The organism is Candidatus Electronema sp. PJ, from assembly GCF_048287395.1.
Classification (GTDB): Bacteria; Desulfobacterota; Desulfobulbia; order Desulfobulbales; family Desulfobulbaceae; genus Electronema.
The window spans coordinates 18,843-43,879 of sequence record NZ_JBLWEO010000022.1; the positions used below are offsets into that span (position 1 = coordinate 18,843).

Here is a 25,037-nt window from a genome sequence, read left to right on the forward strand (position 1 = left end):
CGGCACTCTACCAGAATATCTGAAGAAAAGGGAGAAGAGCGCGTTACTGTCAGTCGCTCGCCATGAAAAAAGGCTTGCCTGTCCAGTGCTGCATCTATTACTCTTCCTGCATTTTTTCTTTTCCGCCGCTGACCACTGCTAAGATTCCATCATGACACTGCCCCGCATGACCACAGAAACGCTTCCCGACATCCAAAACATGGGAGATTCACGAGGGATAGCTATCAACAAGGTGGGGATCAAGAAATTTAGACTGCCGGTCTATGTCCAGGATCAGCAGCACAAGGGTCAGCACACGGTAGCAGAATGCAGCATGTACGTTAATCTGCCCTGCGATTTCAAGGGCACGCACATGTCGCGCTTTGCTGAGATCCTGAATACCGATGAATTCGCCATTACCCTGCAATCGCTGAAAGATACCCTGCTCAAGATGACCCAGCTGCTTGATGCCAGAGATGCCTATCTGGAATTGAGCTTCTGCTATTTTATCAAGAAGACTGCGCCGGTTTCCGGTATTGCTAGTATGATGGATTACAAGGTCACGCTGATGGGTGAGCTAGTTGACGGCAGATATGCAGTCTTTGTCAAAACAGTGGTGCCGGTCACGAGCCTCTGTCCTTGCTCCAAAGAGATCTCGCGATACGGAGCGCACAACCAGCGCTCCTATGTGACCGTGACCGTGGAGCTGAAGAAATTTGTCTGGATCGAGGAAATCATCCGCATTATTGAGCAGGCAGGCTCTTGCGAGGTCTATGGCATCCTTAAACGGCCTGATGAGAAATATGTAACCGAAAAAGCCTACGAGAACCCGAAGTTTGTCGAGGATATCGTCCGAGATATCGCGGTGCGCTTGAATGCAGATGAACGGATTATCGCCTATGAAATTGAATCGGAAAATGTGGAGTCCATTCACAATCATTCCGCTATTGCCGTAATCACCCGCGACAAGCGGAAATAAGCCGTTCTATCGCTGCTTCTTTTTCTTTTTGCCGATAAACATCCGCTTGGCTGCCTTTTTGCGGACTACGGGTTTCGTTCTGCCGCCGTTCTTCAGCAACTCCAGCACTTCGCCGCGCTTGTTGGCTGTTTGATTGAGCAAAATCACGTAGGCCCTGCCGTCATCCAGATAGCCAACATAGTTGTAAATCCCTTTCATGGTGCCAGACTTGCTTGGCACGCCGCCGTGTTTCCGCAGCAGCCCTGCGTAAGGGCGAAAAGCCCGCAGTACCTCCAGCATAGCCTGGGCAGTTACTTTGTCGCCCCGGTAGAGGCCGGAGCCATCGCGATGGACAATGGCAGCTGCGGTCTTTGCGCCGAGTTGCCGTTCCAGCTCCTGATGCACGGCCCGATCAGCTTTGCCCCACGTAGCAGGCCAGCCGAATTTCTCTGCCCCAACTGCCAGATAAACTAAGTTCGAGATGAAATTCGAGGAAAATTTAAGGAAAGAGGCGGTCAGTTCCTGCAAATTTTTGCTGCTGCGATGTTCGTACAGCAAACGAGCATCAGGCGGTACTTGCTTCAAGCTCAAATGACCTTGGCCAGGAATGCCTGCTTCCTGCTGAAGAGCACGGAAAAGCTGGGCAGTGTAGCGAGCCATTTCGTGGTTAGCCTTGCAATTGCCCCGGCAGATGTTGATTCGCGTCCAGCTACCGAAAGGGAGATTCTTGGCAAACTCGGTCATGATAGGCAGCACCGGCGTGCTTTCCTCGCCAGAAAACACCAGGCCGGTTTTCATAACCCGGATGGGCACGCTATTGAAATTAACCGCTGTCGGCCCGACTGGCGCGTCGTAGGGATTGTCGCTGAACTCGCTGCCGGGCGACTGGTATTCGAGGGCAAACTTGGCTGCGTCAATATAGATGGTGTTGACTTGCCGCAAACCTCTTCGCTTGAGTTCCGAAAAAATGCCTCGGATCTCCTCAGAGGTGAGCATCGGGTCGCCAAAGCCTTGGACGTAGAGACTCTCGTGCGCGTCCGTGTAGAAACGGGTCTTGAAGCGGTATTCCGGGCCAAGAACAGATAAGGCAGCCAGCGCAGTCGGCACTTTAAGGATGCTGGCTGGGATGTAAGGGATGTCGAGATTACAGCCCTCGACGATGTTTCCTTGCAGATCGCTGATTCCGTAGGCTCCGTTCTGAATCAGCCCAGTGTAAGGCGGTGCACAGACAGAGGCAAGGACAGTTTGGCCAACTGCAAGAAACAGCAGTACAAGAAAAAGAGAGATTGTATTGGAACGCATCTTTGCTATCAAGATGAACTTGAGATTGACTGAGTTTTTCTGGTGTTATATCGTACTGGAGCAATTGATATTCTGACCTACCCTTCTTTTGTCCAGGAACCAATCCATGAGAAACAAAAACAGCTTCCACCGATGGGGAAAAGCATTTTTTCTTCTCCGTATCTTCTTCTTCGGCATGATTCTGCTTGTCCTGTTGACCATCTGGAAATCCTGGGAGGAGTCGTGGCCAGTCCTCGCGCTTTTCGTTGTCTTGCCTTGGTTGCTTCCTGTACTCGTTGACCGAGTGGGGCATCTTTTTGGCACCTTCATCATGGAAGGATACAGGCCACGCAACCCGCGTGAGCGGTTTTCAGGAGAGCTAATCAAAGCGCGGCGCATGAAGGCAGAACGGAACTACACAGATGCCCTTGCAGGTGCAAATTTTGTCCTGAGCAAGATGCCTGATCACCCGGATGCCCTGTTTCTTAAAGCGCAGATCTTGTGCGAAGGCTTTGAGAGATATGTTGATGCCAAAAGATGCTTGGAGCAAGTTGCGGCGGTCGATAATCCGCCTCCTGATGAAACAACAAGCAATTGGGCAGCTCATTTGCTTGAAGAAGTAACGAGGCAGATCGAGAAAAATGGCAAAGGAAGTCATCAAAAGAATTTGAGATAATCTTCTCAAAGCACCTTTGCTTTCACAATCCGCACCAGAGCTGCCAATTTCTCCATGTTTACCCTTGAAGCCTACGGCAGCAAAGAACCTATGGCACCCATGATAGTGCCCGCCGCTATCCACGCAAAACCAACTAGCAGCTGTTTTAACTCTTTTTTATTATCATCCTTGATTCTGTTAATTTCACTTTTGATAATGGATTTCAAACCTCCTATCGATTCCGCAAGATTTTCTATCCTCCGCTCATGAAGTATGATATACATGTCAAGTGTATTTGTATTTACAAAAAGATTACTAATCCTTTCATTCGAAGATTTTTTTGGATCATCTTTTATTACACCAGGCCCTCCAGACAAAGAGCCAATAAAGCCAATAGCCGCATCGATATTAGCTTCAACAGCACCATTGATATTGCGGGCGGGATATTCTCCGATCCATTTCTTTATAAGTTGATATACTTCTAATAAACCTACCGTTGTCTGCGCCATTCCTCCCAGTTCAAGTACACAGCCTAACGCTGTGAATGCCTTGTTATTCCATCCAAGTATCCAACAGATCGCTAAGAAAGCAACAACAACGAAGGCACCTCCAAAAACATCTTTTCCACTACGAAGCCAAAGCAACACCTCTTTGCTCCAGCTTCGCAGCCGCTTATAATCGAAGGAGGCAATCTTTGTGCAAAGATACTTTGCGATAAAAAGGAAGGATAGAGCAGCAATGAAATAAATGCACATGGATATATCTAAGCCTCCCTCACCCCCATCTTCACAATCCGCACCAGCTCCGCCTGCTCGTCCTGCAAACCAAACACCGCTGCCAGCGTATCCCTTGGCCCGACACCCGCCTCGGCGCAGGGATGATAGAGGTCAAGCAGCAGCCTGCCGCCTTCGCCCAGCTCCAGCTTCCTGACGAACTCCTTCAGATCAAACTCACGGCTTTTACCCTTGCGGCGGCGTTCCAGCAGGAAGCGTTCCGTGATCTGAAAGGCGGCGATGCTGTCTCTTGCCTGCTCTGCATCCACACCCTCCGGCAGCAGGCAGTCATAGCTGATGATCTCATTGACCGGGGCTTTTTTCTTGGCCAAAGCAAGGGCAGTGATCGCCATGAAGCTCGGCAGCTGGCGGTTCAGCTCGGCCATGACCTCCGCCGGGCGGCGGACAGGTTCAGCCAGATCAACCTCAAAGAACTCCATCTCGCTTTCCACGCCCACCGGCAAGGCCGGGCTGAAGGTGACGCGCGGCGTTGGATTGAAGCCCTGCGAGAAGAGCACCGGCAGCCCGGCCCGCTGCAAGGCGCGGAAGACGAGGTTGAGCAGCTCCAGATGCCCAATGAAGCGGCCGTCGCCAAGGCGTGAGTAATCGGCGCGGTAGCGGAAAATGGTCGGCTGACTGTTCTTGTCCCGCTCTTGCTTAGGAACCGCAGGCCCGGTGCTTGCTGCTGCCTCCTTTGGCGGATTGACCAGCGGCCTGATGCTCTTGAAATCACAGAGGCCGCAGTTCTGGCAGCCCTGATTGCGGCAGTCAGGGGTATAAGCGCGCTCCATCGCTCGCTCGTATTCGCGCTCCAAGAAACTGCGGTCAACACCACTGCTGAGGTGATCCCAAGGCAGGACTTCGCTGCGGTCGCGCTGACGCAGGTAGAATTCGAGATCAATGCCGACGCGCTCCGCCGCCTGCTGCCAGCGGGCGAGCGAGAAATGCTCGTTCCAGCCGTCGAGCCGCGCTCCGTCCCGCCACGCCTCTTCCAATAAACGAGAAAGCCTGCGGTCGCCGCGCGAGAACACGCCTTCGAGCAGGCATTGCTCCGGGTCGTGCCACTTGAGCTTGTAGCCCTTGGGCGGCAGCTTCTTCATCAGCCGCTGGATGCGCTCTTTGGACTCATCGAGCGAAATCTGGCTGCACCACTGGAACGGCGTGTGCGGCTTCGGCACAAAGGTGGAAACCGAGACGTTGATGTCCGCTTTCTTGCCGCTGGCCTCGCGCCGCGCCCGCGCCGCCAAGTCAACTATCGCGTCCACATCCTCCAGCGTCTCGGTGGGCAGGCCAATCATGAAATAAAACTTGAGCACGCTCCAGCCCGCATTGAAGGCATCGCGGCAGCCTGCGAGCAAGTCGGCCTCGGTGATGCCCTTGTTGATCACCTCGCGCAGCCGGTCAGTGCCTGCTTCCGGCGCGACCGTGAAGCCGGTCTTGCGCACTCGCCTAATCTGGGCAATCACCTCTGGGGTGAGGGTGCCAACCCGCATCGAGGGCAGAGAGATCGAGACGCGCTCCTCGGCGAAGCGGTCCATCAGCTTGGTCAGCAGCTCCGGCAGGCAGGAGTAGTCGCCGGTGGAGAGCGAGAGCAGGGCCAGCTCGCCAAAGCCGGAGTTCTGAATGCCCTGCTCGGCCAGCTGCATCACCTGCTCAACCGTGCGTTCGCGCACCGGACGGTAGATCATCCCGGCCTGGCAGAAGCGGCAGCCGCGTGTGCAGCCCCGCGCAATCTCCACGCCGAGGCGGTCATGCACCGGCTTGACCATCGGCACGAGCGGGCGTTCGAGCAGCTCGGTCGGCGGCAGTTGCGGGACAATACGGCGGCGAATGTGTGTATAGCCCGGCTTGAGCGGGATGACAGCCTTGAGCTGCTGGCCTTCATACTGCGGCTCAAAGAAGGACGGCACGTACACGCCCGCAATCTCCGCCAGCCGGTGCAGCTTTTCTTGGCGCGAGAGGCCGTCACGCTTGGCCGCACGCAAGGCAGCCGCAATCTCCAGAATCACCTCCTCGCCGTCACCAAGGACAACAGCATCAAAGAAATCCGCCAGCGGCTCCGGGTTCATCGAGCAGGAGCCGCCGCCGATGACCAAGGGCGCGTCCTCGCCGCGCTCCGCCGCCCGCAGCGGAATCTGCGCCAGATCAAGGATGGTGAGGATGTTGCTGAAGCACAGCTCGTAGGGCAGGGTGATGCCGATGACATCGAAGGCCGCCAAGGGCCGCCGCGACTCCAGCGAGAAGAGCGGCAGCTTGTGGCGGCGCAGCTGCTCCTCCATGTCCGTGTCCGGGCAGAAGCAGCGTTCGGCAGCCAAGCCCGGCTCGCGGTTGAGGATGTGATACAGTATCTGCAAGCCCTGGTGCGACGTGCCGATTTCGTACAAGTCCGGGAAGATGAGCGCGAAGGCAAGCTCAACCGCCGCGTAATCAGGCCGCGCCGCGTGCAGCTCGCCGCCGATGTAGCGGCCCGGCTTGCGCACTAAGGGGAGGATGGAGTCGAGGGAGAGTTTTGTATGCATGTTTTATTTGAGAGCGGCCTATGACTTTTTCAGAGTGGGCCGTAGATTTTTTAAACTGACGAGCCAATGCAACGAACAGGCCTGTCGAGGCAATTTAAGCAGGTTGCTGAAGTTGAAAAATTGCAGAGAGTTGATCAGCGCGGGGTAACGCTGATTTTTGGGCGTGGTGTGAGGCAATGATCGGGCAAAACGCTCCTTTTTTAGTCGTTTGCTAAGGAGTTCTGCTCGGCCAAACTCCTTTGTTGCCGAGCCGAACTCCTTTCCGGCTTACTCAAACTCCTTTGTTAGTCGGCAGAACTCCTCTGCTGCCGACTCAAACTCCTCTCCAAGTCGGCAAAACTCCTTTGTGGCCAAGCCGAACTTCTTTCCTGCCGAGTACAATTCCTTTCCTACTCGGCCAAACTCCTTTGTAAGTCGGCAGCACTCCTCTTTTGCCGAGCAAAACTCCTTGCCGAGCGAGGAGAACTCCTCCGATTACAAGTCCGGCTGCTTGCCTTTTACCCCGGCTTGCTGTTCTAAGTTCCAGCCAGCGCGGAAAAGTACGGCCTCATTGAAATGACTAGCCTGGAGTTGCATTCCAATCGGCAAGCCTGCGGCGGAAAAGCCGCAAGGCACGGACATGCCGGGGATGCCTGCCAGATTTGCAGAGATAGTGAGGATGTCTGACAAATACAAGGCGAGCGGATTGTCCGCCTTCTGGCCGAGCGGCCAGGCCGGGGTGGGTGTAACCGGCGACACCAGCACGTCGCACTGGGCAAATGCCTTGGCGAAATCCTCGCGAATCAGCGTCCGTACCTGCGAAGCCTTTTTGTAATAGGCATCGTAATAGCCAGCTGACAAAGCGTAGGTGCCAATCAAGATGCGCCGCTTGACTTCCTCGCCAAAACCCTGCGAACGGGTCTGGCGGTACATGTCAATCAGGCTGTCAGCTGCTGCTCGCTGGCCGTAACGCACGCCATCGTAGCGGGCCAGGTTCGAGCTTGCCTCTGCGGAGGCGATGAGGTAATACACGGCCACGCAGTATTCGGTGTGGGGCAGCGAAACCTCCACCAACTCCGCGCCTGCTTCCTTGAGCATGGCAATTCCGGCCCGGATATTCTTTTCTACTTCCCCATCCAGCCCTGCGCCGAAATACTCATGAGGTATGCCGACGCGGACACCCTTCATGCCGTCCTGCAAGACCGCGCTATAGTCCGGCACCTCCTGTTTGGCGGAAGTGGAATCGCGCTGATCATGCCCGGCAATGACCTGCATCAACAAGGCGCAGTCGGCAACGTCTTTGGTCAGCGGCCCAACCTGATCCAGCGAGGAGGCAAAGGCCACCAAACCGTAGCGCGAGACCCGGCCATAGGTGGGTTTCAGGCCAACTACGCCGCAAAGCGAGGCGGGTTGCCGGATTGAGCCGCCAGTATCCGAGCCAAGCGAGGCCAAACATTCGCCTGCCGCCACCGAAGCCGCTGAACCGCCGCTGGAACCGCCTGCTACATAGCCCAGCTTCCACGGATTCTGCGGAATATTGTCCTTGTAGGCGCAGTTCTCGTTGGTTGACCCCATGGCAAACTCGTCCATGCTGACCTTACCGAGTATAACTGCGTCTTCGGCGAGTAATCTCTCCACCACGGTCGCGTTATAGGGCGGGACAAAGCCTTCCAGCATCTTTGAACCGCAGGTAGTCGGCATGTTCTCGGTGCAGAGCACGTCCTTGACCGACAGGGGTAGACCGCAAAGCAGACCACCTTGGCCTTGCGCCAGCTTTTTGTCCGCCCGTTCGGCAGCAAGCATCGCCTGCTCCGGGTGGAGGCTCAGATAAGCCCTGACTTTGTCTTCCACTTGGTCAATCCGGGCCAACAAGGATTCGGTAAGGGCCTTCGCGGTGATTTCCCGCGCCGCCAGCTTCTGCTGCGCCTGCCGCAGGGTGAGTGTATGCAAGTCCATTTGGAAACAGCTCAAAGGTTGTTAGAGTAAACCAAGGGATTGATGCTCCATGCCCGATGGAGATTAGCAGCCTTAAATGCCTCAGCCTTTTTTAGCTGCTGCTGCCTGTTTCTCTTCAGCCAAAGGCATCGGCAGGACATAACCGCGCTGCACCTTAATCCGCACATTGTCGGCAATTTCCAAGGTGACAGCGGTGTCAGTCAGGCCAGTGATGGTGCCATGTACCCCGCCGCCGGTCATCACCTTGTCGCCTTTTTGCAAATTGCTGAGGAAACTCTGCTGCTCCTGCGCCTTCTTCTGCTGCGGACGGATGAGCAGGAAATAAAAGACAACGAAAATCAGAATAAGCGGGGCAAATTGGCTCAGAGAGGCCATGCCTCCTACTGCCGGGGCTGCGGCTGGGGTGGATTGGGCGTAGGCTATTTCAGCCATTGAATGTTCTCCAAATTAAGGTTGGGAAAAAATGAAAAATCAGCAAGCGGGTTGCTGAGAGGCATAGCAGGCCGCGCCAAATAGCCCAATTCGTTCATCCTGGATAAGAGAAACTGCAATGTGGGCCAGCACGTCCTGTGCGGTGTCTGAGCCTTGCAGAAATTCGTTTCTGAAGGCATCGTTGTCAACTAAGAAAGGGTTCTTGATCGCCACTCCGCCAGAGATGAAGAGCTTGCCGCCACCGGCTAAAGTGGTCAAGGCATAATTTCGGCAGTCTCTGGCGTAGAATTTGGCGAACCACTGCGTTGTTTCTGATTGGGCAGCAAGCTCTGCGGCGACTTCGCTGGGAGACAGCAATTTGCCAGTGATGAACTGATGCAGCATGGCAAGCCCTCTGCCGGAAACCACATTGTCGCCGACAGGATGCGCTAGGCCAGTTTGCTGGACGATGAAGAAGCGGAATCGCTGTTCAAAATCATCGGTGACAAAGGGAAAGGGAATGTGTCCCGCTTCAGAGGGAAGATGCAGGTAGCCGCCGTTTGCTGTCTTCTTCAAGGTGCCGTGACCAAGCCCTGTACCTGCGCCAACGATGGCAAGATCATCTCGCGTCTGTTCTAGGCTGATTAGCGGCAGCGCGTTATCCACTGCTGCCGTGAGGCAACCGTAGGCTTGCGCGGTGAAATCGTTGATAACGGAAATCTCTGTGTTCGGATAGAGCTTCTTCAGCTTGGATTTGCTGATCGTCCACTTTATATTGGGGAACGAAAGCAAATCTGCTGGAGTTACCGGGCCGGGAATGGCGAGAACCAGTTTGCGGTGCTGCTGCACGTCAAATTGGCCGCCCTTTTCTTTCAGCGCGTTTAGCAGTTCCTCGAAGGAAGCAAAATCGTTTGTTTTGATGGCTGTCGCGCTTTCCAGCAGAAGCTTGTTGCCTTCCTGCTGAAAACAGGCAAACCTGCTGTTGGTTCCGCCGATGTCGCAAACTAAAGAGGTATTCATTTTTTTATGTAAATAACCCTACAGCTCTTCCCGCCGCGCATAAAACTCCCCCCGCCACTCCACAAACCGATCTTCCGCAATTACCTGGCGCATCTCCGCCATCAGCGAGCAGTAGTAATGCAGGTTGTGAATACTGTTGAGCTGATAGGCAAGAATCTCGCTGGATTGAAAGAGATGGCGCAGATAAGCGCGGGAATAGTTGCGGCACGTGTAGCAACCGCAGCGTTCATCCACTGGCCCCTGATCTTCCCGATAACAACTGTTTTTTATAACAACTCTGCCGCTCGAAGTAAAGAGCATTCCATTGCGGGCATTGCGGGTGGGCATCACGCAATCGAACATATCAACCCCGCGAAACACGCCCTCGACCAAATCCTCTGGCGTGCCCACGCCCATCAGGTACTTGGGATGGTTGTCTGGCAGCAAATGCACGGTCGCGTCGAGCATCGCGTGCATCTGCTCCTTGGGTTCGCCGACCGACAGGCCGCCGAGCGCGTAGCCATCAAAGCCAATCTCGATCAGCTCCGCCGCTGACAGCTGCCGCAGCTCAGGATACATGCCGCCTTGGACAATGCCAAAGAGCAACTGGCCAGTCTCGCTCTGCGCTTCCCGGCAACGTTGCGCCCAACGCGAGGTAAGGGCGGTGGCTTTGGCTGCTTCGTCATAGGTCGCGGGATAAGGGATGCAGGTATCGAGTACCATCATGATATCAGAGCCAAGAGCCTCCTGCACTTCCACCGCCTTTTCCGGGCTGAGGAAAAGTTTGCTGCCGTCAATATGTGAGCGGAACTCCGCGCCCTGTTCGGTGATCTTGGCCAGCTCTTTGAGGCTGAAAATCTGGAAGCCGCCCGAATCGGTGAGAATCGGCTTATCCCAGTGCATAAACTTGTGCAAGCCGCCGAACGTGCGGATCAGCTCGTGGCCGGGCCGAATAAAGAGGTGGTAGGTGTTGCCAAGGATAATCTGCGCACCAAGCTCCGCCAAATTCTCTGGTGTGACAGCCTTAACCGTGGCTTGCGTGCCAACCGGCATGAAAACCGGGGTCTCAACGCTGCCATGCAAGGTGGCAACCCTGCCGCAGCGGGCCGAGCATTGAGAAGACTGGTGCAACAGGGTGAAAGGTGAATACAACGGCATGAGATCTCCTGCCTAAGTCAACCAAAAGGGTTACAATTGAGATGGAAGTGGAAAATAAACCTTTTTTCCCTGATTGATCACGTGGGCAACTACCTAAGGGAAGAATATGGCTCGTTTACCAAGGAGTTTGGCTCGGTAAGAAAGGAGTTGTAGTCGGCAACAGAGGAGTTCGGCTCGGCAAAACTCCTTTCCTGGTTAGCAGCAAAGGAGTCTTGCCGACTACAACTCCTTTCCAAGTCGGCAAAACTCCTCTGCGGCTTGGCCAAACTCCTTTGGTAGTCGGCCAGACTCCTTTTCTGCCGAGTACAACTCCTTGGCAAGTCGGCAGAACTCCTCTGTTGCCAAGCCAAACTCCTTTGCCAGCGAGCAAGAAAGGAGTTGTACCGAGTGGCTATCAAGTAAATACTACAAGGAAAGCAAGCGGTTCCTTCTCTACAGCAATTTGCTGGCGGCTTGCTGCAATTGATGTTTTGACGTAAGCAACCGGTCTATTTTTAAAAAAGAAAAAGGCCCGGAACCGGGCTGAAAGGGCAACTACAAAGGCTCTGACAAGAACTTCTTGCCAGAGCCTCCTATGGTGTTCAGCAGAGAAAAGGTCAGTCGCAGATACCGCCTCTGTCACAACCGTCATCACCAGTGCAAACTTCCCTGCTGGTGACGGTTCCGCCGCAGCTCTCGTAGCAGAAACGGTATTCTGCCTGGCATTCATCGGCGCATGGCCCGGTGCTTTCACAAGGTCTTTCGCAAGGCGGCGTACTGGCACTGTAACAATTGGTCGCCCCAGAAGCAAGGCAGCGTTCAAATTCCATTCCGGCCAGCCGGTTGTAATGCGAACAATTTTTATACTGCTGCGCTTTGTCATCCCGACACTGTTTTCTTTCCCGCCCGCATCTCATCACGCACATCTTGCCCTCGTAACTCGTCGGCGGCACCAAATCATATACGGTTGTACAGGTTCTGTTGTCGTCGCGGTGGTGGGCACACCCGCTGAGAGCCGCCAGTGCTAAGAATGAAATACTAACCAGCTTCAATGTCTTCATGTTCTTGTATCCCTCCTGTGTTTTGTTATTGAACTGCGCTGCCTGCTTTTATTCAGAACAGCGGATTCGTCGCCGGAACCATCCGGCTGACTACTTCTACGCAAGATGCTTTCTCACTAAATCATGCAGACAGCCGCTTGTTTCACGTACCACCTTGACGCAGTGCCTGCGGTTGCTGTTCGGGTCAGTGCGGAACTGCCGCACTGCCTCGCTGTTCTGCCAGTCCACTTGAGCAATGTCAGCACAGTTCATGCTACTATATTCGCTGGTGATCCGAGCGAACTCGCTGATCATTTCCTGGCCAAGTTTGTTCAGGAGATTGTGATTTTCGCCTTTGGGTGATGTCTTTCCCAAGGCAAAACCGATGGAGGCCAAGGCTCCAGACAAGGCTCCGCAGATATGGCCGCTATGTCCCATACCACCAGCAAAGGAGGCCATCGCTGCGGTCAATTCCAGAGGCGGCGGCTCCTCTCGAAATAGCCCGGCGCAAGCATTCAGCACTGCCTGGCTGCAATGAAATCCGTCTTTAAACAGCTCTTCGGCCTTAGCCACTGTGTTTTCTCGCTCCTGCACTTTTTCCCTCTGCTGAAATTTTGATCTATTATACCATGCTTCACGCCCCAAACTCAAAGAAGAATTTTCAGAACGGAGCAACAACATGATAACGGCAGAGCCGCATCTCTGCAACCCTGCTTTCCGCTTCCAGACAGGAGAAATGAAAAGGCGCGACATTTTTTCCGCTGCCCTGATATAATTAATTACCAATATCCGGCAAGCCCCCTGGCAGTGGCGTAATAAAAAGCATCTTCTGATCGTCCTTTTTCCCCTCAGAAATTCAGCAAAAAAACAATGGTCACTATCCAGCTCACCTTTGCCGCTGCGTTATTTTTTGCCTTGGCAGTAACCCCGCAGGTGGAAAAGGTTGCGAACAAGCTCGGGTTGGTAGATAAACCTTCCGCCCGCAAGCTGCACCAAAGGGCCGTACCAAGGATCGGCGGGGTGTCGATCTTTCTTTCTTTTCTCTTCCCGTTTCTGCTCCTTTTTTTCTTGCGTGACCATAGCCATGTTGCCCAGCTGCTTTTCATTAATCTACAGTTCCCCTGCTTTATCCTCGGTGCTGTTCTGATTTTCCTGCTCGGCCTAATAGACGACATTAGAGGTCTCTCTTTCAAAACCAAATTCGTCGGCCAGATCCTTGTAGCCACCTTAGTCTATTTTTGCGGGATTAAAATCAATGTGGTCACTCATCCTCTTGGCGGCGCAGTAGCCTTAGGCCTACTTTCCTTACCCGCCACAGTTTTCTGGTTTGTCCTGGTGATCAATGCGCTTAATCTGATCGATGGTCTTGATGGTCTTGCTACAGGTATTTGTCTGTTTGTCTCTCTGTCTATGCTAGTCGTCTGTGCCACGAATGGCCAGCTTGTTCCAGCGGTTGCTTTTGCCTCGCTTGCCGGTGCTGCTGCCGGTTTCCTGCGTTACAATTTCAATCCTGCCTCTATTTTTCTGGGCGACAGCGGGAGCTATTTTCTTGGTTATTGTCTGGCTGCCCTTAGTATCAGCGGAACCATGAAAGGCCAGGTTGCTACGGCCCTCCTCATGCCAGTTATTGCTCTTGGCGTACCATTAATTGATGCCCTCTGGGCACCAGTGCGGCGTTTTGCTGCTGGCCAGAGAATGTTTCAACCAGATATGCTGCATATTCATCATAAACTTGTTCTACTCGGCTTTACACACCGCAGGGCTGTGCTTCTTATCTATGGGATGACTATTTTTTTCGGCATCGGCGCGGTAATCTTGGTCCATACTCAAAACGCGACCTCAGCCTTGATTCTTTTTTTCATGGGTGCCGCAGGAATGGCAGCAATCCACTATCTTCGTCTTGCGGATCTCATTACAATGCGCAAGATGTCTTCATGGGCAAGGAATATCACTGAGGAAATTGACCTCAGCCTCGAAAGTCGTTATTTTTTCAGTCAACAGGTTGAAATTGCTCAAGTGGATAGTTTGGAGCAGTTGTGGGAAGAAGTAAAGAAAACATTGAATAGCCTGGAGATTGACCTCGCTGAATTCACTTGCCTGATTGATCGGTCAGTGCCACGTCATTTTCGCTGGGAGCGTAACAGCACAGCAGGATATGTTGTCCAACAAGAGTTGATGCTGAGAGTTGAATTGCCTCTGCATGATTACAGTGCTGAGGGGGAGCCGTATCATCTCGGCTCACTTCTGTTGCTAAAAGATATGGGCAGAGAAAACGTGAGCAGTCATAATATGTTGAAAAAGATAGGTGTGCTGCGGAGAAGCATGATTGCTGCTCTAAAGAAAATGAGCTGCGCCTGATGATGCCTGCCGCACATTGCAGCAACAGGCCACTGAATAGCCTCCTTGTTCTCTGGCGATATCTGGGTAGAAGACGCAGATTGCAGCTTTTTTTCCTCTTTTTCCTGATGATCGTGTCTGTGTTGGCGGAGATGGTCAGCATTGGCGCGGCAGTGCCCTTTCTGAGCGTCTTGACTTTGCCGCCAGAGATGCTGATGCAGGCAAGATGGATCCAGCCGATCATCAGAGTATTGGATATCCACTCGGCAGAGGAACTGCTGCTACCCCTGACCGCAGGTTTCGCCCTTCTTTCAGCAGGTGCTGCGGGAGTGCGGATATTCCAGCTCTGGTTTAATGCAAGATTGACAGCAGCGATGGGGATTCAGTTGCGCTGTGATCTTTATGACATGGTTCTGCATCAACCCTATGAATTTCAGCTGGCACATAACAGCAGCGAGTTGATTAGTCTGACTACAGAAAAAGCAGCTATCGCCGTTACTGCAGGCATTATGCAGGTGCTTTTTTTACTTACTGCTCTCGTGATGAGTTGTGCGGTTGCAGGTACGCTTTTACTGATCAGTCCGCTTCTTGCTTTATCTGCGCTTATTATTCTAGGTGGAGGATATCTGCTCACAGGTTATCTAACACGCCTTCGCATCAACAACAACAGCAACGCGATAGCAGAGAATCAAACTCGATCTGTAAAATACATGCAGGAAGGGCTAGGTGGTATTCGCGAAGTTATCCTCGACGGGAGCCAAGCGTTTTTCAGTCAAACCTATGCTCAAGCAGTGAGTAAACTGCAATATGCTGGCATGGAAAATATTTTCCTCAGCAACGTGCCAAAAGCACTGCTGGAGTTAGCAGGCATCATCCTTCTTACTGCTTTGGCCTATTTCCTCCAGAAAAATTCGTCGGATCAACAACAGGTACTCCCCTTGCTGGGAGCCTTGGCTTTAGGTGCCCAACGCTTGTTGCCAGGGCTTCAGCAAGTATATTTTTCTTGGTCATTTATCAGCGGCACTCAGGCTATATTGGTCGAAGTGGCTTCATGGTTGGATAAGATTAAACCTTCTACCGAAGCAGCGCACCTTGTTCAGCCTTTGCCGTTCAACCGTAACATTGTTCTGCAAAATGTCAGCTTTCAATATACCAATTCCGAGCGACCAGTTCTTGAAGATATCTGCCTGACTATTCCAAAAGGCTCCCGGATCGGCTTTGTTGGTACCACCGGCAGCGGCAAAAGTACGCTACTTGATCTTGTTATGGGGCTTCTTACGCCAACTCAGGGCCGGATACTGATTGATGGCATTCCGATTAACCGGCATAATATCCGAGCCTGGCAGCAAAACATCGCGCATGTCTCTCAAAGTATCTTTCTCGCTGATAGCTCTATCATAGAAAATATTGCTTTTGGTATTGCGGTTAATAAAATAGACCTTACACGGGCAAAAGAAGCCGCACAAATGGCTCAACTTGATACCTTCATTGAGACATTGCCCATGGGATATCAAACTTTGGTCGGAGAGCGGGGAGTACGTCTATCTGGTGGGCAACGACAGCGCATTGGTATCGCTCGAGCTTTGTATAAGCAGGCCAAGATTCTGGTTTTGGATGAGGCGACCAGTGCCTTGGACAGTGCGACTGAAAAAGAAGTGATCAAGAATATTTACCAGAAGAGCAATAACGATTTGACAGTTTTCAGCATTGCCCATCGCCTTTCAACGATAGAAGATAGCGATTATATTCTTGAGATTGCCAATGGGAGAGCTTTTTATAAAGTTTAACCGAGTATATCTTATGGAATATTATATCCATCCGCTTGCCGATGTCCAGTCAACGACCATTGGTCGAGGAACAAGAATTTGGCAATTTGTAGTTATCCTGGCAAAAGCAGTTATTGGCGAGCAGTGCAATATCTGCTCGCATTGTTTTCTTGAAAATGATGTAATTGTCGGAGACCGGGTAACTCTCAAAAATGGTGTGCAGTTATGGGATGGAATCCGGGTTGATAATGATGTCTTTATCGGGCCAAATGTTTCATTTACGAATGATAAATTTCCAAGATCGAGAGTCTATCCAGATCGCTTTCAAGAAACTATTATAGAACAATTTGCCTCTCTAGGAGCTGGTGCTGTTATCCTGCCAGGTATTGTCATAGGAAAAAATGCTATGGTCGGGGCTGGTGCTGTTGTGACACGCTCAGTACCTTCATGCGCAATTGTTACAGGAAATCCGGCGCGGATCATTGGTTATGTTGATGAAGCGCAGGGATAGCAAGGCACTACGCGAATTATCCGACAAAACTTGCCTCGAATTCTACTCGCTAAGAAAGCAGTTCGGCTTGGCCACAAAGGAGTTTGGCCGAGCAAGAAAGGAGTTGTACTCGGCAGAAAAGAAGTCTGGCCGACTAGCAAAGGAGTTCTGCTGACTTAAAGAGGAGTCTTGCCGAGCAGGAAAGGAGTTGTAGTCGGCAAGACTCCTTTGCTGCCGACTAAGAAAGGAGTTTGAGTAAGCCGGAAAGGAGTCCGGCCAAGCAAAACTCCTTTCTGGCCGAGTACAACTCCTTGGCAACCGAGCAAAAAAGGTGCGTTTTGCCGGAGCCGAGCAGTGGTAATAGGCACTACTCAATCTTTTGTAGCTCTGTAAATTCAGCAATATACTGCACTTTCCTCGCTCGCCCATTGCCTTCTAGTGCCCGCTGCTTCCAGGTTTATCCAACCCCAGATGACTGAGAGAACATTCTGGCAGCCAGGAAGTCCACCTCACGCGAATTGCTTCAACCCAAGAAAAAATAGCTGTTTTTTCCTTGTCCCTTGCTGACACTTTGTTGTATGAGGGATAGGGTAGAGAAAATAGCCTCGTCGCGGCCTCTGGAAACGTTTCATATTCCTCTGTGCTCTTTGGCAAGGAAGTGCCGAGCTAGCTTGAGCAATACATATAAAAAAAAGGAAAAAATGATGAGCCATCTTTGTCGGCGGCCCTTGCCTGTGCTGCTGTTCGCTGCGTTCTGCTTTCGACCCGCTGCCGCTGAAGCCAAGTTTATTTTGGTGCCTAATGAATATCAGAGCATCACGCAAGCGATGCAGGCGGCTGCGCCTGGCGACACAGTGAGGGTGGCTGCTGGCACCTATTCTGAAAACGTCACGCTTCGGCCTAGTGTGCGCTTGGAGGGAAATTGGAATGCCTCCTTTACGGAACGAGATGCTGAGAAATACGCCGCAGTCATCGACGGCAGCGCACGCGGTGGCTACGTGGTGTTCGCTGCTGACAATGCAGTGATTGATGGCTTCACCATTACCGGCGGTAAGGCTCCGTTCATCATGCCAGATGCCGATGTAGGGCCTGGTGTGTACTGCGCTTCCGCTGCATCGTTCACGGTGAGCAATAATGTCATCGCTGGCAACAAGACCGCTGGGGTTTACGCCAGAGGTTGCAAGATCACCATCACCGGCAATATCCTGGCCTTGAATGGTAAGGCGGGTATCTTCCTTGAAGAGAACAGCGCAGCGGAAATTCGCGGCAACATCATCACCCGCAATGACTGGGCAGGAATTAATACCGGTGGCGAGCAGCCCTCTGTCGTGGAAATCATCGGCAATGCCATCCACAACAATAAAAAAGCTGGGATCAACGTGGCCTTGGCCGCCGGCAAAGTTGCCAACAACCTGATCTACAACAATGGCGAGGCTGGAGTCCGCTGTGGTCAGACCGCGATGCGGATTGTCAACAACACCATTGCCAGTAATGGCTTGGCCGGGATTTCTGTAGCGGAACAGACTACGACTGAGACAGCGCAGAAAGGCAAAGAAAAGTCCCTGCCGGAGATCAAAAACAACATTGTTGTCAATAACGGCGAGGCAGGCATCAAGTCTTTCGGCAGCGGCTACACTTACAACCTGCTTTATGCCAATAACCGCGCTGATGGTTTTTATCCTGACTATCTTTGGTATATTCGCTTGCAGTTTGGCGGCTACGAGGATCAGGCTTCCTTGGAGAAGAGCAAGAATTTTTTTGCTGATCCACTCTTTGTCAACCCAGCCCAGCACGATTACCACCTGCGGCCTGGTTCACCGGCGATTGACCACGGCGATCCTGACCAGAAGTTCAACGACAAAAACTTTGGGCCATCCCTTGGCGCGGATATCAACGACATAGGAGCCTACGGCGGGCCGGATGTCAAGGCGGAGAATAGACCGGCCAATCAACCGCCTCAGGCCCAGATTGAGGCCCTCAAAGAGCCGGTCTATGCTGGGGATAAAGTGGCGCTCAACGGCGCGGTTAGTCTTGATCCCAACGGCGATGCACTGCGCTATGACTGGCAGCTGACCGGCAGGCCGATGCAAAGCATGGCGGCCATCATGCCACAGCAAGACGGTACCTGTACCTTCATGGCAGACCAAGGCGGCCAATATGCAGTACAGCTGACGGTCACTGATCGCTGGGGGCTACGGAGCGCGCCGGTCAACCTGACCATCAATGCCGATCCAGACAAGCTGCCTATCGCTAAGATCAGCAAGCAGCACGATCCGGTTGGTGTCGGCCAAACTGTTACGCTTTCTGTCTTTGACAAGAATAAACAGAACGGCAATGAACTGAGCTACGCCTGGATGCTGCTGAAAAAGCCTGGGGCCAGCCAGACGATGCTGTCCGCTGCCAATACTGAGCGGCCTACCTTTGTTGCAGATGCGCCCGGCTGTTACACCGTGCAGCTAACTGTGGGTAACGGCAAGAAGTCCAGCCAACCAGACACCGCCTATTTCTGCACCAAGCAGAGCCAGGTGCCTGGCCGTAGATCCGTGCCAGATGAATATCCTACCATCCAGATGGCACTGGACACAGCCGAGGATGGCGAAGATGTGGTCGTCCAGGCAGGCACTTACAAAGAGAGCTTAGTCGTTGACAAGGCGATTAACCTGCTTGGCGTGGGCAATCCAGTGATTGATGGCGGCAGCAAAAAAGGTGACGATGCGACAATCTTGATCGTCTATCTTGACAACAAAGCGACAGGCCGAGTCCAAGGCTTCACCATCACCGGCGGCGGCGCAGGCCAGTTCGGTCACGGCATTCAAATCCTCAATTGCTCGCCAGAGATCATTGATAATAGGATCACTGGCAACAAACACGTGGGGGTTGGTATTCATGGTCAGAAGAAGTTCACTGAACACGCCAAAATTCATAACAACTACATCTATGATAACGCTGTTGGTGTGAGTAACGGCCTGGGTGCAGGAGGGCAGATTTACCATAACAACATCTACAACAACAAAGTAACCGGCATTGGGGTACGCGGTTTGGCCTCGCCGTTGCTGCGCAGCAACGCCATTTATGGCAACTACATCGGCATCGGAGTCCGGGAGGAAGCCTATCCGACGATTGAAGGCAACGAGGTGCGCGAGAATATCGTTGGCATCGCTGTCAATCCTGGCACCGAAGCTGCACTCGCTGCTGCTCCTGGCAGCAAGCTGACTGTGCGCGGCAACATCGTACATGGCAACCGCAAATCCGGCATTTTCATCTCCTCGCTGAATCGGAGTGATCTTTTTGTTCAAGGCAATTCCGTCACAGATAACAGCACGGACAACGACCAGAAGAGCAGAAGCGGCGGCATCGTCACTGGCTACCCGCACGAAGCCTTGGCGAAAATTTTCATGGACAGCAACACGGTGAGCAACAACAACGGGCGGGATGTGCAACTGTTCAAGGAGCTTGGTGAGTCTGCCGGCACAGTTGGCAGTTCCAATGGCCGCAGGCCGAATCTTCAAGCGAGGTGAGGCTTGGCTACTGAGAATAATTTTCTAGGTAGTTTCCTTGACAAACCCTGTTGGTTGTCGTAGATCATAATTATAACCTTGGGAAGTAGCTGTCTCAATGTAAGTTAAAACTAGATTTTACATTGAGACAGGCTGTTCCCAATACAAGAGGTTGGCTTTTATTTTAATATTACAACAAGAAAGGAGATTGAAGAATGAGGCTAAGAACGGTGAGATTTTCTTTGATTGCTACCGCACTTACTTTTATAAGTGTTAGTGTTGGCTATGCTGCTAATATTCAACCCCTGAATATTCCTCCAGCAGACGTAGCAGATCCTTTGTATTCTGCGCCGCTTGGTGTTTTTTTGCCAGCTCGGCCTGCTACCCTTCCGCCCGTAAATCCAGCTATAGTTGCTGTGCGTAATCCAATAAGGGATGCAACGATGCGAACACAAGCAGGACTGCGACCTTTAATGCGGGAAATTACGCCTATTGTAGGCGGAAATGTAATGGCTTATGTAAGGCAGCAGGTGCTAGATTCTCTGAGTAACCCTGCAAATACGAATGGAATTGCACAAAGAATCGTGCCGTTCCAATAAAAAGCAGAGGATAACGTTTCAGAACAGACTGAAGCGTTATCCTCATTTCAGTACAAGCTGCTTAGATAGGAGGAAAGAACAGAAATGGTACCGTCGATAAAGTTGGTTTTACTGGCTGCTTTGGTGACTTTTGTAGTCATTGCTGGCAATGCCGGAGCACAGACCGAGACTGCGGCAGAGGCAACCACGACAGAGGTTCACAAGACGCTGGAGAAGGCAGGGGTCAAGGATGCAGAAAAAATAGAATATTTGCCTAAACCGGCAATGGCTATTTTCAAAGCAGTTAATCAAGGTCAGGATGTCGAAGCGATCCAAAAAGCCTATGATGAAGCTGCGAAACAGATTCCAAGGGGAGGAAGCAATCCTTAAAAATTTCGTAGAGGGCCAAAGCCGCTGCTTTGTTTCGTGAGCAGCGGCTGTAGTTTTGTTTGTAGCAGTCAGAGACGTTTTTTCTTGCATTTTTATACAGAAAAAAATAAAAAGAGAATACATTGTCAGGCGGGTTAGCCTGGCAGCAAGTTTGTTTGCCGGATGTAATACGATTTGCGTTCAGGCAAGGCAGCAGCGGACAAGGAGGGGTTCCTTGTCCATTGTTTTTCAACACGAGGAGGAGGTAAAATGAAAGGCATGAGATTCGCACTGGGAATGGCATTCGCCGGTCTTCTGGTTGCTGGCGCAGCATCTGCGCAGCAGGTACAGCAGGCAAGCGGCATGGAACAGAAAGCTTTGCAGGCTATTGTCCAGCTCCAGCAGCAGATGATCCAGAAGAACTATCAGTCCATGCTGTTTAAGCCGCAGATGATGGGCAAGTACATGAACGAGCGCGCTTCGCAGAATTACATGCAGAATTCCATTCAGCCGGTGATGTTGCAGAAGATGCGTGATCAGATCAAACCGCTCCAGATGCAGATCATGCAGCAGAATGTCGGCGGCAGCGTGACCACTCAGCAGAATTAAAAGGAGGAGAGGGTAATAATGAAGGCAATAAAGAAGACAACCATTGGGCTTGTTCTCGGAGCAGCAGCATTCGTGGCTGCCAATTCAGCGTCAGCAGCACCTGTTGATGATCAAAGTATGCAGATGATCAATGGCATGATTATGCAGATGCAGCAGCAGACCATGGGAGACCTCTATTCTAAGACTCCGCCGAAAGATCAAATGCGGGGCCAGAAGATGCAGGAGTTCTCTTCCAAGCTGCAATTGATGAATGTTATTCAGCCGGTGATGATGGAGAAGAACGTTCAGGTCATCAAGCAGGGCTTTATGCAGCAGATCCTGACAGCTCCAATCCCCGTACCGCCAAAGTCTTAAACAGTCTTGATTAGACTGTTGTAAGAGCAACACGCCGAAGGAAGTCCACATTTCCTTCGGCGTTTTTGTTTCTTCAGTCAGGCTTGACTTCTCAGTCTGCTCTGTGCTACCGTACTTCATACGGTATCTCTTCTAAAATAAAAGAAAATGAGGGCTGAAATGAACATGCTGAAAAATATTAGCGCACGGTTACTGTTGGGAACCGCAGGGGTGATTATGGCGACTGCGCCAGTGTATGCGGTTGAGTTGAACCCAGAAATGTTGAGCGTCGTTGACGAGATGGTGCGCAAGATGCAGCAGGAGACCATGCAAACGCAGTATGCCGCTGTACCTGGATCGATCAAAAGCGAGCTGCCGAGCAGGGTGATGAATAACATGTACAACAGCATGTACCTGTATGCCTCGAGCACCTACCGACAGGCGATACAGCCGCAGATGGTGCAGGTAGTGGTGGGTCAGCTGCGGCCTTGGGAGCTCCCGGGCAAGTTCAAGCAGCGGATGATGCCCGACATCGTTGCCCAAGTGAGCAGCCAGATCAAGGACAGCCAGCTCCAGCAGATGCAAGAGGGCATCAATGATCCTTCTTTCCCCAATGTGCCGGGCCTGGAGAATCAGGAAAGCAGTCAGGCTCAATAGCAGCAGTCTTGTCGATAAATGGATTGCAAGGAGCGCAGCAACAACGGCGGCAAGGATGCAAAGGAGTTGTAGTCGGCCAAACTCCTTTGCAACTCGGCACAACTTCTTTCCTGCCGAGTATAACTCCTTTCTTACTCGGCAAAACTCCTCTGTGGCTTAGTCAAACTCCTTTGTTACTCGGCCAGATTCCTTTTCTGCCGAGCAAAACTCCTTTCCTAATCGGTACAACTCCTCTTTAGGTCGGCCAAACTCCTTTGCGGCCAAGCCGAACTGCTTTCCTATTCGGCAAAACTCCTCTTTGGATCGGCAGAACTCCTTGCCTACCGAGTAGCATTCGAAACAATTTTTTAAGAAACGATGTGCGCAAGAGGTCTCTTGGTCAGCAACGCCGCACCACAACGTGCGGCTTTTCGTTTTCCGCAGCAGGAAAAGGTGCCAAAAATACTGCGTTGCGATGCACTTGAGAATAAAAGCAAAAACAGCTTACTGCGCGGAGCCAGTAGAGAGGGCGGCGGCACTCATAAAAAATTAACAGAGTATGCAAAAGACTTGCAAAACGCAGCATAAAAAGCTATTTTTGTCAAAAGAGAAAAATCGCCCGCGCAAAGCGGGGAGAAACTACGCTGATATGTTTTGAGAGGTATCCAGCTGCATGGTGTGGCTGGATTTTTCAAACAAGAGGAGGAGAAACAAATGAAAAAAGCAATTATTGGATTCACGTTGGGGATTGGGCTTGCCCTGGCAGGCGCGGCTGTTGCTCAAGGACCAGCAGGCATGGCCAACAATATGGCCAGCTCTGTATCCAGCGGCATTGCAGCCAGCATGGCCAGCGGCATGATGCAAGGTGTCAACAGCCAGGTCAGTGGCAACGTCAAGATGGATACCCTGTTCTCGCCTGAGGCTGATCAGGCAGCGCAGTCCTCTCAGGCCAGTGTTCTCGACATCCGCCAGATGATTGAGCAGGCTGTGCAGAATATGCCCCAGCAGCAGCGTGACTCCTTGGCCCAGCAGCTGACTCAGCAGAATCTCGGCCTGATGCCGCAGGCTGCTGCCGCCAAAATCAGAGCACAGGTACGGGACACCATCCTGATGGACCGCTACAAGAATATTTCTGCAATGGCCCCGAACCTGTATCGGAGCAACATCCAGCCGCAGATGGTACAGACCATCATCAGCAACATTAAGCCCTGGGAGCTGCCTAACCGCTTCAAGAGCAAGATGATGCCCATGATTGTCGGCCAGGTCAGCAATCAGATCAAGACCCCGCAGATTGGTTACATGCAGGATGGTATCCAGGGTTCAGATTTCCCGAACGTGCCTGGTCTGCCTGGCGTGAATGATGTCAGCGGCCAGATCAAACAGCAGCAGATGCAGTTCATGCAGGATGGCATAAAATAAGTTTTGCCTAATGCTTCTCTGGCAGAGCAACTCTGCCAGAAAGATGAACCAGAGAGGCCGGAGATGCGAAGAGCGTCTTCGGCTTTTTTGCTGCCAGAGTACTCGCGAGCAGGAATTCCTCCAGTGCGTGAGAAAAAATTTTACAAATCCTGTAGAAGCTGCTACCTTACAATAGATTCATCCGGCATCGGGCGCAACCAGGAACGAGCGAGAGTGTTTTACAGAGAGGAGAGAAGAATGAGAAAAAAGACGATTCAGAGTGCATTCGGTTTAGCTCTTGCCTGCTTGGCAGGTGTGGCATGGGCAGGCGGCCCCGGTCCAATGGGTATGGTGCCATCCAACAGTGTACCGGGCAACATGGGGATGGATGCCGCAGGCTTAACTGCTGTACCAGGAGTCATAGGCGCAAATCCCAGTTATGGTAGCCCAATGATGCCAGGCGGAATAGGCATGGGTGGTTCGCCAGGCAATGTGGGAATGCCCATGCTGGATTTGCGGCAGGTGGTCATGCAGGGCATGAGATCTCTGCCACAGCAGCAGCGCGATCAGCTCGGAATGAACATGGCCTATCAGAATATGCAGGGCATGGGCAGTGGCATGTCTCCTTTTAATCAGATCAGAAACAGCGTGCGCGATTCGATCATGATGAGCCGAGTCGCTGATATCTCCCGGATGGGACAGAGTACCTTCAGGCCGATGATTCAGCCTGGTGCGGTGCAAAGCATGATCAGTCAGATTCAGCCTTGGAATTTTCCCAGTCGGTTTCAGAGCGGCATGATGCCCATGATGATTCCCATCTTAAGCGCGCCGATCAAGCAGCAGCAGATGGCTTACATGCAGTACGGCATTATGAATAATCCTGGTTTTCCCAACGTTCCACTGCCAATGCCTGGTTACTCTCCTTACAACAACGGCGGCATGATGAATGGTGGTTATCCTAGTTCCGGCGGCGGTTATGGAACACCTCCTGGTGGTATGGGAATGGGAGGAGGATATCCCTACGGTGGCGGCGGAATGCCTGGTGGAATGGGGATGATGGGTGGTATGGGAATGGGCGGTTATCCTTCTTACTACGGCTACTGAGAAGCACTAGGCAGAGACCGATCTGCGCCAAGCCGGGGATGCGAAAGCGTCTCCGGCTTCTTGTTTTCCGCAAGCACGCGAGTCATTAGACTTCTTGCATAAGTCGAGCCTGCCGTGTACCTTGTGTGAATGAGATACGAAAGTGTGCAACGTTTGAGTGATGAGGATTTTAAGCGATCGACAGGTGTTGAGCGTTCGACCTTCGCCAGGATGCTTGAGGTTGTCGAACAAGG

25 protein-coding genes are annotated in these 25,037 nt (G+C 52.2%); 15 read left to right on the forward strand and 10 right to left on the reverse strand.

Features of this window, described 5'->3' with window-relative positions; translation table 11 throughout:
- Positions 1 to 151 precede the first annotated feature (151 nt).
- Positions 152 to 958 (forward strand): GTP cyclohydrolase FolE2, encoded by an 807-nt coding sequence (gene folE2, locus ACNKIB_RS02760; protein WP_417909014.1) that lies wholly within the window; start codon positions 152 to 154, stop codon positions 956 to 958.
- A 6-nt stretch (positions 959 to 964) separates the two neighbouring features.
- Here folE2 and ACNKIB_RS02765 read toward each other — a convergent pair whose 3' ends face one another.
- Positions 965 to 2,239 carry a D-alanyl-D-alanine carboxypeptidase/D-alanyl-D-alanine-endopeptidase gene (locus ACNKIB_RS02765; RefSeq protein ID WP_417909015.1) on the reverse strand — a complete coding sequence of 425 codons (1,275 nt, stop codon included), beginning with the start codon at positions 2,237 to 2,239 and terminating at the stop codon, positions 965 to 967.
- Between the two features lie 106 nt (positions 2,240 to 2,345).
- On the opposite strand from ACNKIB_RS02765, the gene ACNKIB_RS02770 reads away from it, so the two are divergent.
- Entirely contained in the window at positions 2,346 to 2,894 is a 549-nt protein-coding gene (locus ACNKIB_RS02770) for a tetratricopeptide repeat protein (RefSeq protein ID WP_417909016.1), read from the forward strand.
- A 71-nt stretch (positions 2,895 to 2,965) separates the two neighbouring features.
- Here the strand turns inward: ACNKIB_RS02770 and ACNKIB_RS02775 are convergent, their stop codons facing one another.
- From ACNKIB_RS02775 to ACNKIB_RS02815, 9 genes are all read right to left on the reverse strand, one after another.
- A complete protein-coding gene (locus ACNKIB_RS02775) occupies positions 2,966 to 3,628 on the reverse strand; it encodes a hypothetical protein (RefSeq protein WP_417909017.1) in 663 nt (220 codons plus the stop codon).
- 8 nt (positions 3,629 to 3,636) lie between these two features.
- Positions 3,637 to 6,165 carry a TIGR03960 family B12-binding radical SAM protein gene (locus ACNKIB_RS02780; protein ID WP_417909018.1) on the reverse strand — a complete coding sequence of 843 codons (2,529 nt, stop codon included), beginning with the start codon at positions 6,163 to 6,165 and terminating at the stop codon, positions 3,637 to 3,639.
- 474 nt (positions 6,166 to 6,639) lie between these two features.
- Positions 6,640 to 8,100 carry an Asp-tRNA(Asn)/Glu-tRNA(Gln) amidotransferase subunit GatA gene (gatA, locus tag ACNKIB_RS02785; protein WP_417909019.1) on the reverse strand — a complete coding sequence of 487 codons (1,461 nt, stop codon included), beginning with the start codon at positions 8,098 to 8,100 and terminating at the stop codon, positions 6,640 to 6,642.
- An 81-nt stretch (positions 8,101 to 8,181) separates the two neighbouring features.
- A complete protein-coding gene (yajC, locus tag ACNKIB_RS02790; protein ID WP_417909020.1) occupies positions 8,182 to 8,532 on the reverse strand; it encodes a preprotein translocase subunit YajC in 351 nt (116 codons plus the stop codon).
- A gap of 39 nt (positions 8,533 to 8,571) precedes the next feature.
- Entirely contained in the window at positions 8,572 to 9,531 is a 960-nt protein-coding gene (locus ACNKIB_RS02795) for a glucokinase (RefSeq protein ID WP_417909021.1), read from the reverse strand.
- Positions 9,532 to 9,549: 18 nt separating this feature from the next.
- On the reverse strand, positions 9,550 to 10,668 hold the full coding sequence (gene tgt, locus ACNKIB_RS02800; RefSeq protein WP_417909022.1) for a tRNA guanosine(34) transglycosylase Tgt: 1,119 nt from the start codon (positions 10,666 to 10,668) through the stop codon (positions 9,550 to 9,552).
- A 219-nt stretch (positions 10,669 to 10,887) separates the two neighbouring features.
- Positions 10,888 to 11,013: a hypothetical protein gene (locus ACNKIB_RS02805; RefSeq protein ID WP_417909023.1), complete on the reverse strand. Its 126-nt coding sequence runs from the start codon at positions 11,011 to 11,013 to the stop codon at positions 10,888 to 10,890.
- 49 nt (positions 11,014 to 11,062) lie between these two features.
- Positions 11,063 to 11,530 (reverse strand): hypothetical protein, encoded by a 468-nt coding sequence (locus tag ACNKIB_RS02810; RefSeq protein ID WP_417909024.1) that lies wholly within the window; start codon positions 11,528 to 11,530, stop codon positions 11,063 to 11,065.
- Between the two features lie 274 nt (positions 11,531 to 11,804).
- Entirely contained in the window at positions 11,805 to 12,281 is a 477-nt protein-coding gene (locus ACNKIB_RS02815) for a C-GCAxxG-C-C family protein (protein ID WP_417909025.1), read from the reverse strand.
- Between the two features lie 276 nt (positions 12,282 to 12,557).
- Between ACNKIB_RS02815 and ACNKIB_RS02820 the strand changes: the two genes are divergently transcribed.
- From ACNKIB_RS02820 to ACNKIB_RS02880, 13 genes are all read left to right on the forward strand, one after another.
- On the forward strand, positions 12,558 to 14,045 hold the full coding sequence (locus ACNKIB_RS02820) for a glycosyltransferase family 4 protein (RefSeq protein WP_417909026.1): 1,488 nt from the start codon (positions 12,558 to 12,560) through the stop codon (positions 14,043 to 14,045).
- Positions 14,046 to 14,125: 80 nt separating this feature from the next.
- Positions 14,126 to 15,811, forward strand: a complete 1,686-nt coding sequence (locus ACNKIB_RS02825) for an ABC transporter ATP-binding protein (protein WP_417909027.1) — start codon at positions 14,126 to 14,128, stop codon at positions 15,809 to 15,811.
- A gap of 13 nt (positions 15,812 to 15,824) precedes the next feature.
- Complete coding sequence (locus ACNKIB_RS02830) at positions 15,825 to 16,301, forward strand: acyltransferase (protein ID WP_417909028.1); 477 nt, start codon at positions 15,825 to 15,827, stop codon at positions 16,299 to 16,301.
- On the forward strand, positions 16,285 to 16,455 hold the full coding sequence (locus ACNKIB_RS02835) for a hypothetical protein (RefSeq protein WP_417909029.1): 171 nt from the start codon (positions 16,285 to 16,287) through the stop codon (positions 16,453 to 16,455). The genes ACNKIB_RS02830 and ACNKIB_RS02835 overlap by 17 nt, the downstream gene beginning before the upstream one ends.
- A gap of 526 nt (positions 16,456 to 16,981) precedes the next feature.
- Positions 16,982 to 19,798 (forward strand): right-handed parallel beta-helix repeat-containing protein, encoded by a 2,817-nt coding sequence (locus tag ACNKIB_RS02840; RefSeq protein ID WP_417909030.1) that lies wholly within the window; start codon positions 16,982 to 16,984, stop codon positions 19,796 to 19,798.
- Between the two features lie 194 nt (positions 19,799 to 19,992).
- Positions 19,993 to 20,376, forward strand: coding sequence for a hypothetical protein (locus ACNKIB_RS02845; protein ID WP_417909031.1), 384 nt, complete (start codon positions 19,993 to 19,995; stop codon positions 20,374 to 20,376).
- Positions 20,377 to 20,460: 84 nt separating this feature from the next.
- Positions 20,461 to 20,745 (forward strand): hypothetical protein, encoded by a 285-nt coding sequence (locus ACNKIB_RS02850; protein WP_417909032.1) that lies wholly within the window; start codon positions 20,461 to 20,463, stop codon positions 20,743 to 20,745.
- A gap of 249 nt (positions 20,746 to 20,994) precedes the next feature.
- Complete coding sequence (locus tag ACNKIB_RS02855) at positions 20,995 to 21,333, forward strand: hypothetical protein (protein WP_417909033.1); 339 nt, start codon at positions 20,995 to 20,997, stop codon at positions 21,331 to 21,333.
- An 18-nt stretch (positions 21,334 to 21,351) separates the two neighbouring features.
- A complete protein-coding gene (locus ACNKIB_RS02860) occupies positions 21,352 to 21,687 on the forward strand; it encodes a hypothetical protein (RefSeq protein WP_417909034.1) in 336 nt (111 codons plus the stop codon).
- 159 nt (positions 21,688 to 21,846) lie between these two features.
- Complete coding sequence (locus ACNKIB_RS02865) at positions 21,847 to 22,323, forward strand: hypothetical protein (protein WP_417909035.1); 477 nt, start codon at positions 21,847 to 21,849, stop codon at positions 22,321 to 22,323.
- Between the two features lie 375 nt (positions 22,324 to 22,698).
- On the forward strand, positions 22,699 to 22,890 hold the full coding sequence (locus ACNKIB_RS02870) for a hypothetical protein (RefSeq protein ID WP_417909036.1): 192 nt from the start codon (positions 22,699 to 22,701) through the stop codon (positions 22,888 to 22,890).
- A gap of 126 nt (positions 22,891 to 23,016) precedes the next feature.
- Complete coding sequence (locus ACNKIB_RS02875) at positions 23,017 to 23,721, forward strand: hypothetical protein (RefSeq protein ID WP_417909037.1); 705 nt, start codon at positions 23,017 to 23,019, stop codon at positions 23,719 to 23,721.
- A gap of 237 nt (positions 23,722 to 23,958) precedes the next feature.
- Complete coding sequence (locus ACNKIB_RS02880; RefSeq protein ID WP_417909038.1) at positions 23,959 to 24,804, forward strand: hypothetical protein; 846 nt, start codon at positions 23,959 to 23,961, stop codon at positions 24,802 to 24,804.
- The last annotated feature ends 233 nt before the right edge of the window (positions 24,805 to 25,037 follow it).

What these genes read in the sequence shown, in the direction of transcription:
- folE2 (WP_417909014.1), top strand. Translation starts at nt 152, where the DNA reads ATGACACTGCCCCGCATGACCACAGAAACGCTTCCCGACATCCAAAAC.
- ACNKIB_RS02765 (WP_417909015.1), bottom strand. Translation starts at nt 2,239, where the DNA reads ATGCGTTCCAATACAATCTCTCTTTTTCTTGTACTGCTGTTTCTTGCA.
- ACNKIB_RS02770 (WP_417909016.1), top strand. Translation starts at nt 2,346, where the DNA reads ATGAGAAACAAAAACAGCTTCCACCGATGGGGAAAAGCATTTTTTCTT.
- ACNKIB_RS02775 (WP_417909017.1), bottom strand. Translation starts at nt 3,628, where the DNA reads ATGTGCATTTATTTCATTGCTGCTCTATCCTTCCTTTTTATCGCAAAG.
- ACNKIB_RS02780 (WP_417909018.1), bottom strand. Translation starts at nt 6,165, where the DNA reads ATGCATACAAAACTCTCCCTCGACTCCATCCTCCCCTTAGTGCGCAAG.
- gatA (WP_417909019.1), bottom strand. Translation starts at nt 8,100, where the DNA reads ATGGACTTGCATACACTCACCCTGCGGCAGGCGCAGCAGAAGCTGGCG.
- yajC (WP_417909020.1), bottom strand. Translation starts at nt 8,532, where the DNA reads ATGGCTGAAATAGCCTACGCCCAATCCACCCCAGCCGCAGCCCCGGCA.
- ACNKIB_RS02795 (WP_417909021.1), bottom strand. Translation starts at nt 9,531, where the DNA reads ATGAATACCTCTTTAGTTTGCGACATCGGCGGAACCAACAGCAGGTTT.
- tgt (WP_417909022.1), bottom strand. Translation starts at nt 10,668, where the DNA reads ATGCCGTTGTATTCACCTTTCACCCTGTTGCACCAGTCTTCTCAATGC.
- ACNKIB_RS02810 (WP_417909024.1), bottom strand. Translation starts at nt 11,530, where the DNA reads ATGACAAAGCGCAGCAGTATAAAAATTGTTCGCATTACAACCGGCTGG.
- ACNKIB_RS02820 (WP_417909026.1), top strand. Translation starts at nt 12,558, where the DNA reads ATGGTCACTATCCAGCTCACCTTTGCCGCTGCGTTATTTTTTGCCTTG.
- ACNKIB_RS02830 (WP_417909028.1), top strand. Translation starts at nt 15,825, where the DNA reads ATGGAATATTATATCCATCCGCTTGCCGATGTCCAGTCAACGACCATT.
- ACNKIB_RS02835 (WP_417909029.1), top strand. Translation starts at nt 16,285, where the DNA reads ATGAAGCGCAGGGATAGCAAGGCACTACGCGAATTATCCGACAAAACT.
- ACNKIB_RS02840 (WP_417909030.1), top strand. Translation starts at nt 16,982, where the DNA reads ATGATGAGCCATCTTTGTCGGCGGCCCTTGCCTGTGCTGCTGTTCGCT.
- ACNKIB_RS02845 (WP_417909031.1), top strand. Translation starts at nt 19,993, where the DNA reads ATGAGGCTAAGAACGGTGAGATTTTCTTTGATTGCTACCGCACTTACT.
- ACNKIB_RS02850 (WP_417909032.1), top strand. Translation starts at nt 20,461, where the DNA reads ATGGTACCGTCGATAAAGTTGGTTTTACTGGCTGCTTTGGTGACTTTT.
- ACNKIB_RS02855 (WP_417909033.1), top strand. Translation starts at nt 20,995, where the DNA reads ATGAAAGGCATGAGATTCGCACTGGGAATGGCATTCGCCGGTCTTCTG.
- ACNKIB_RS02860 (WP_417909034.1), top strand. Translation starts at nt 21,352, where the DNA reads ATGAAGGCAATAAAGAAGACAACCATTGGGCTTGTTCTCGGAGCAGCA.
- ACNKIB_RS02865 (WP_417909035.1), top strand. Translation starts at nt 21,847, where the DNA reads ATGAACATGCTGAAAAATATTAGCGCACGGTTACTGTTGGGAACCGCA.
- ACNKIB_RS02875 (WP_417909037.1), top strand. Translation starts at nt 23,017, where the DNA reads ATGAAAAAAGCAATTATTGGATTCACGTTGGGGATTGGGCTTGCCCTG.
- ACNKIB_RS02880 (WP_417909038.1), top strand. Translation starts at nt 23,959, where the DNA reads ATGAGAAAAAAGACGATTCAGAGTGCATTCGGTTTAGCTCTTGCCTGC.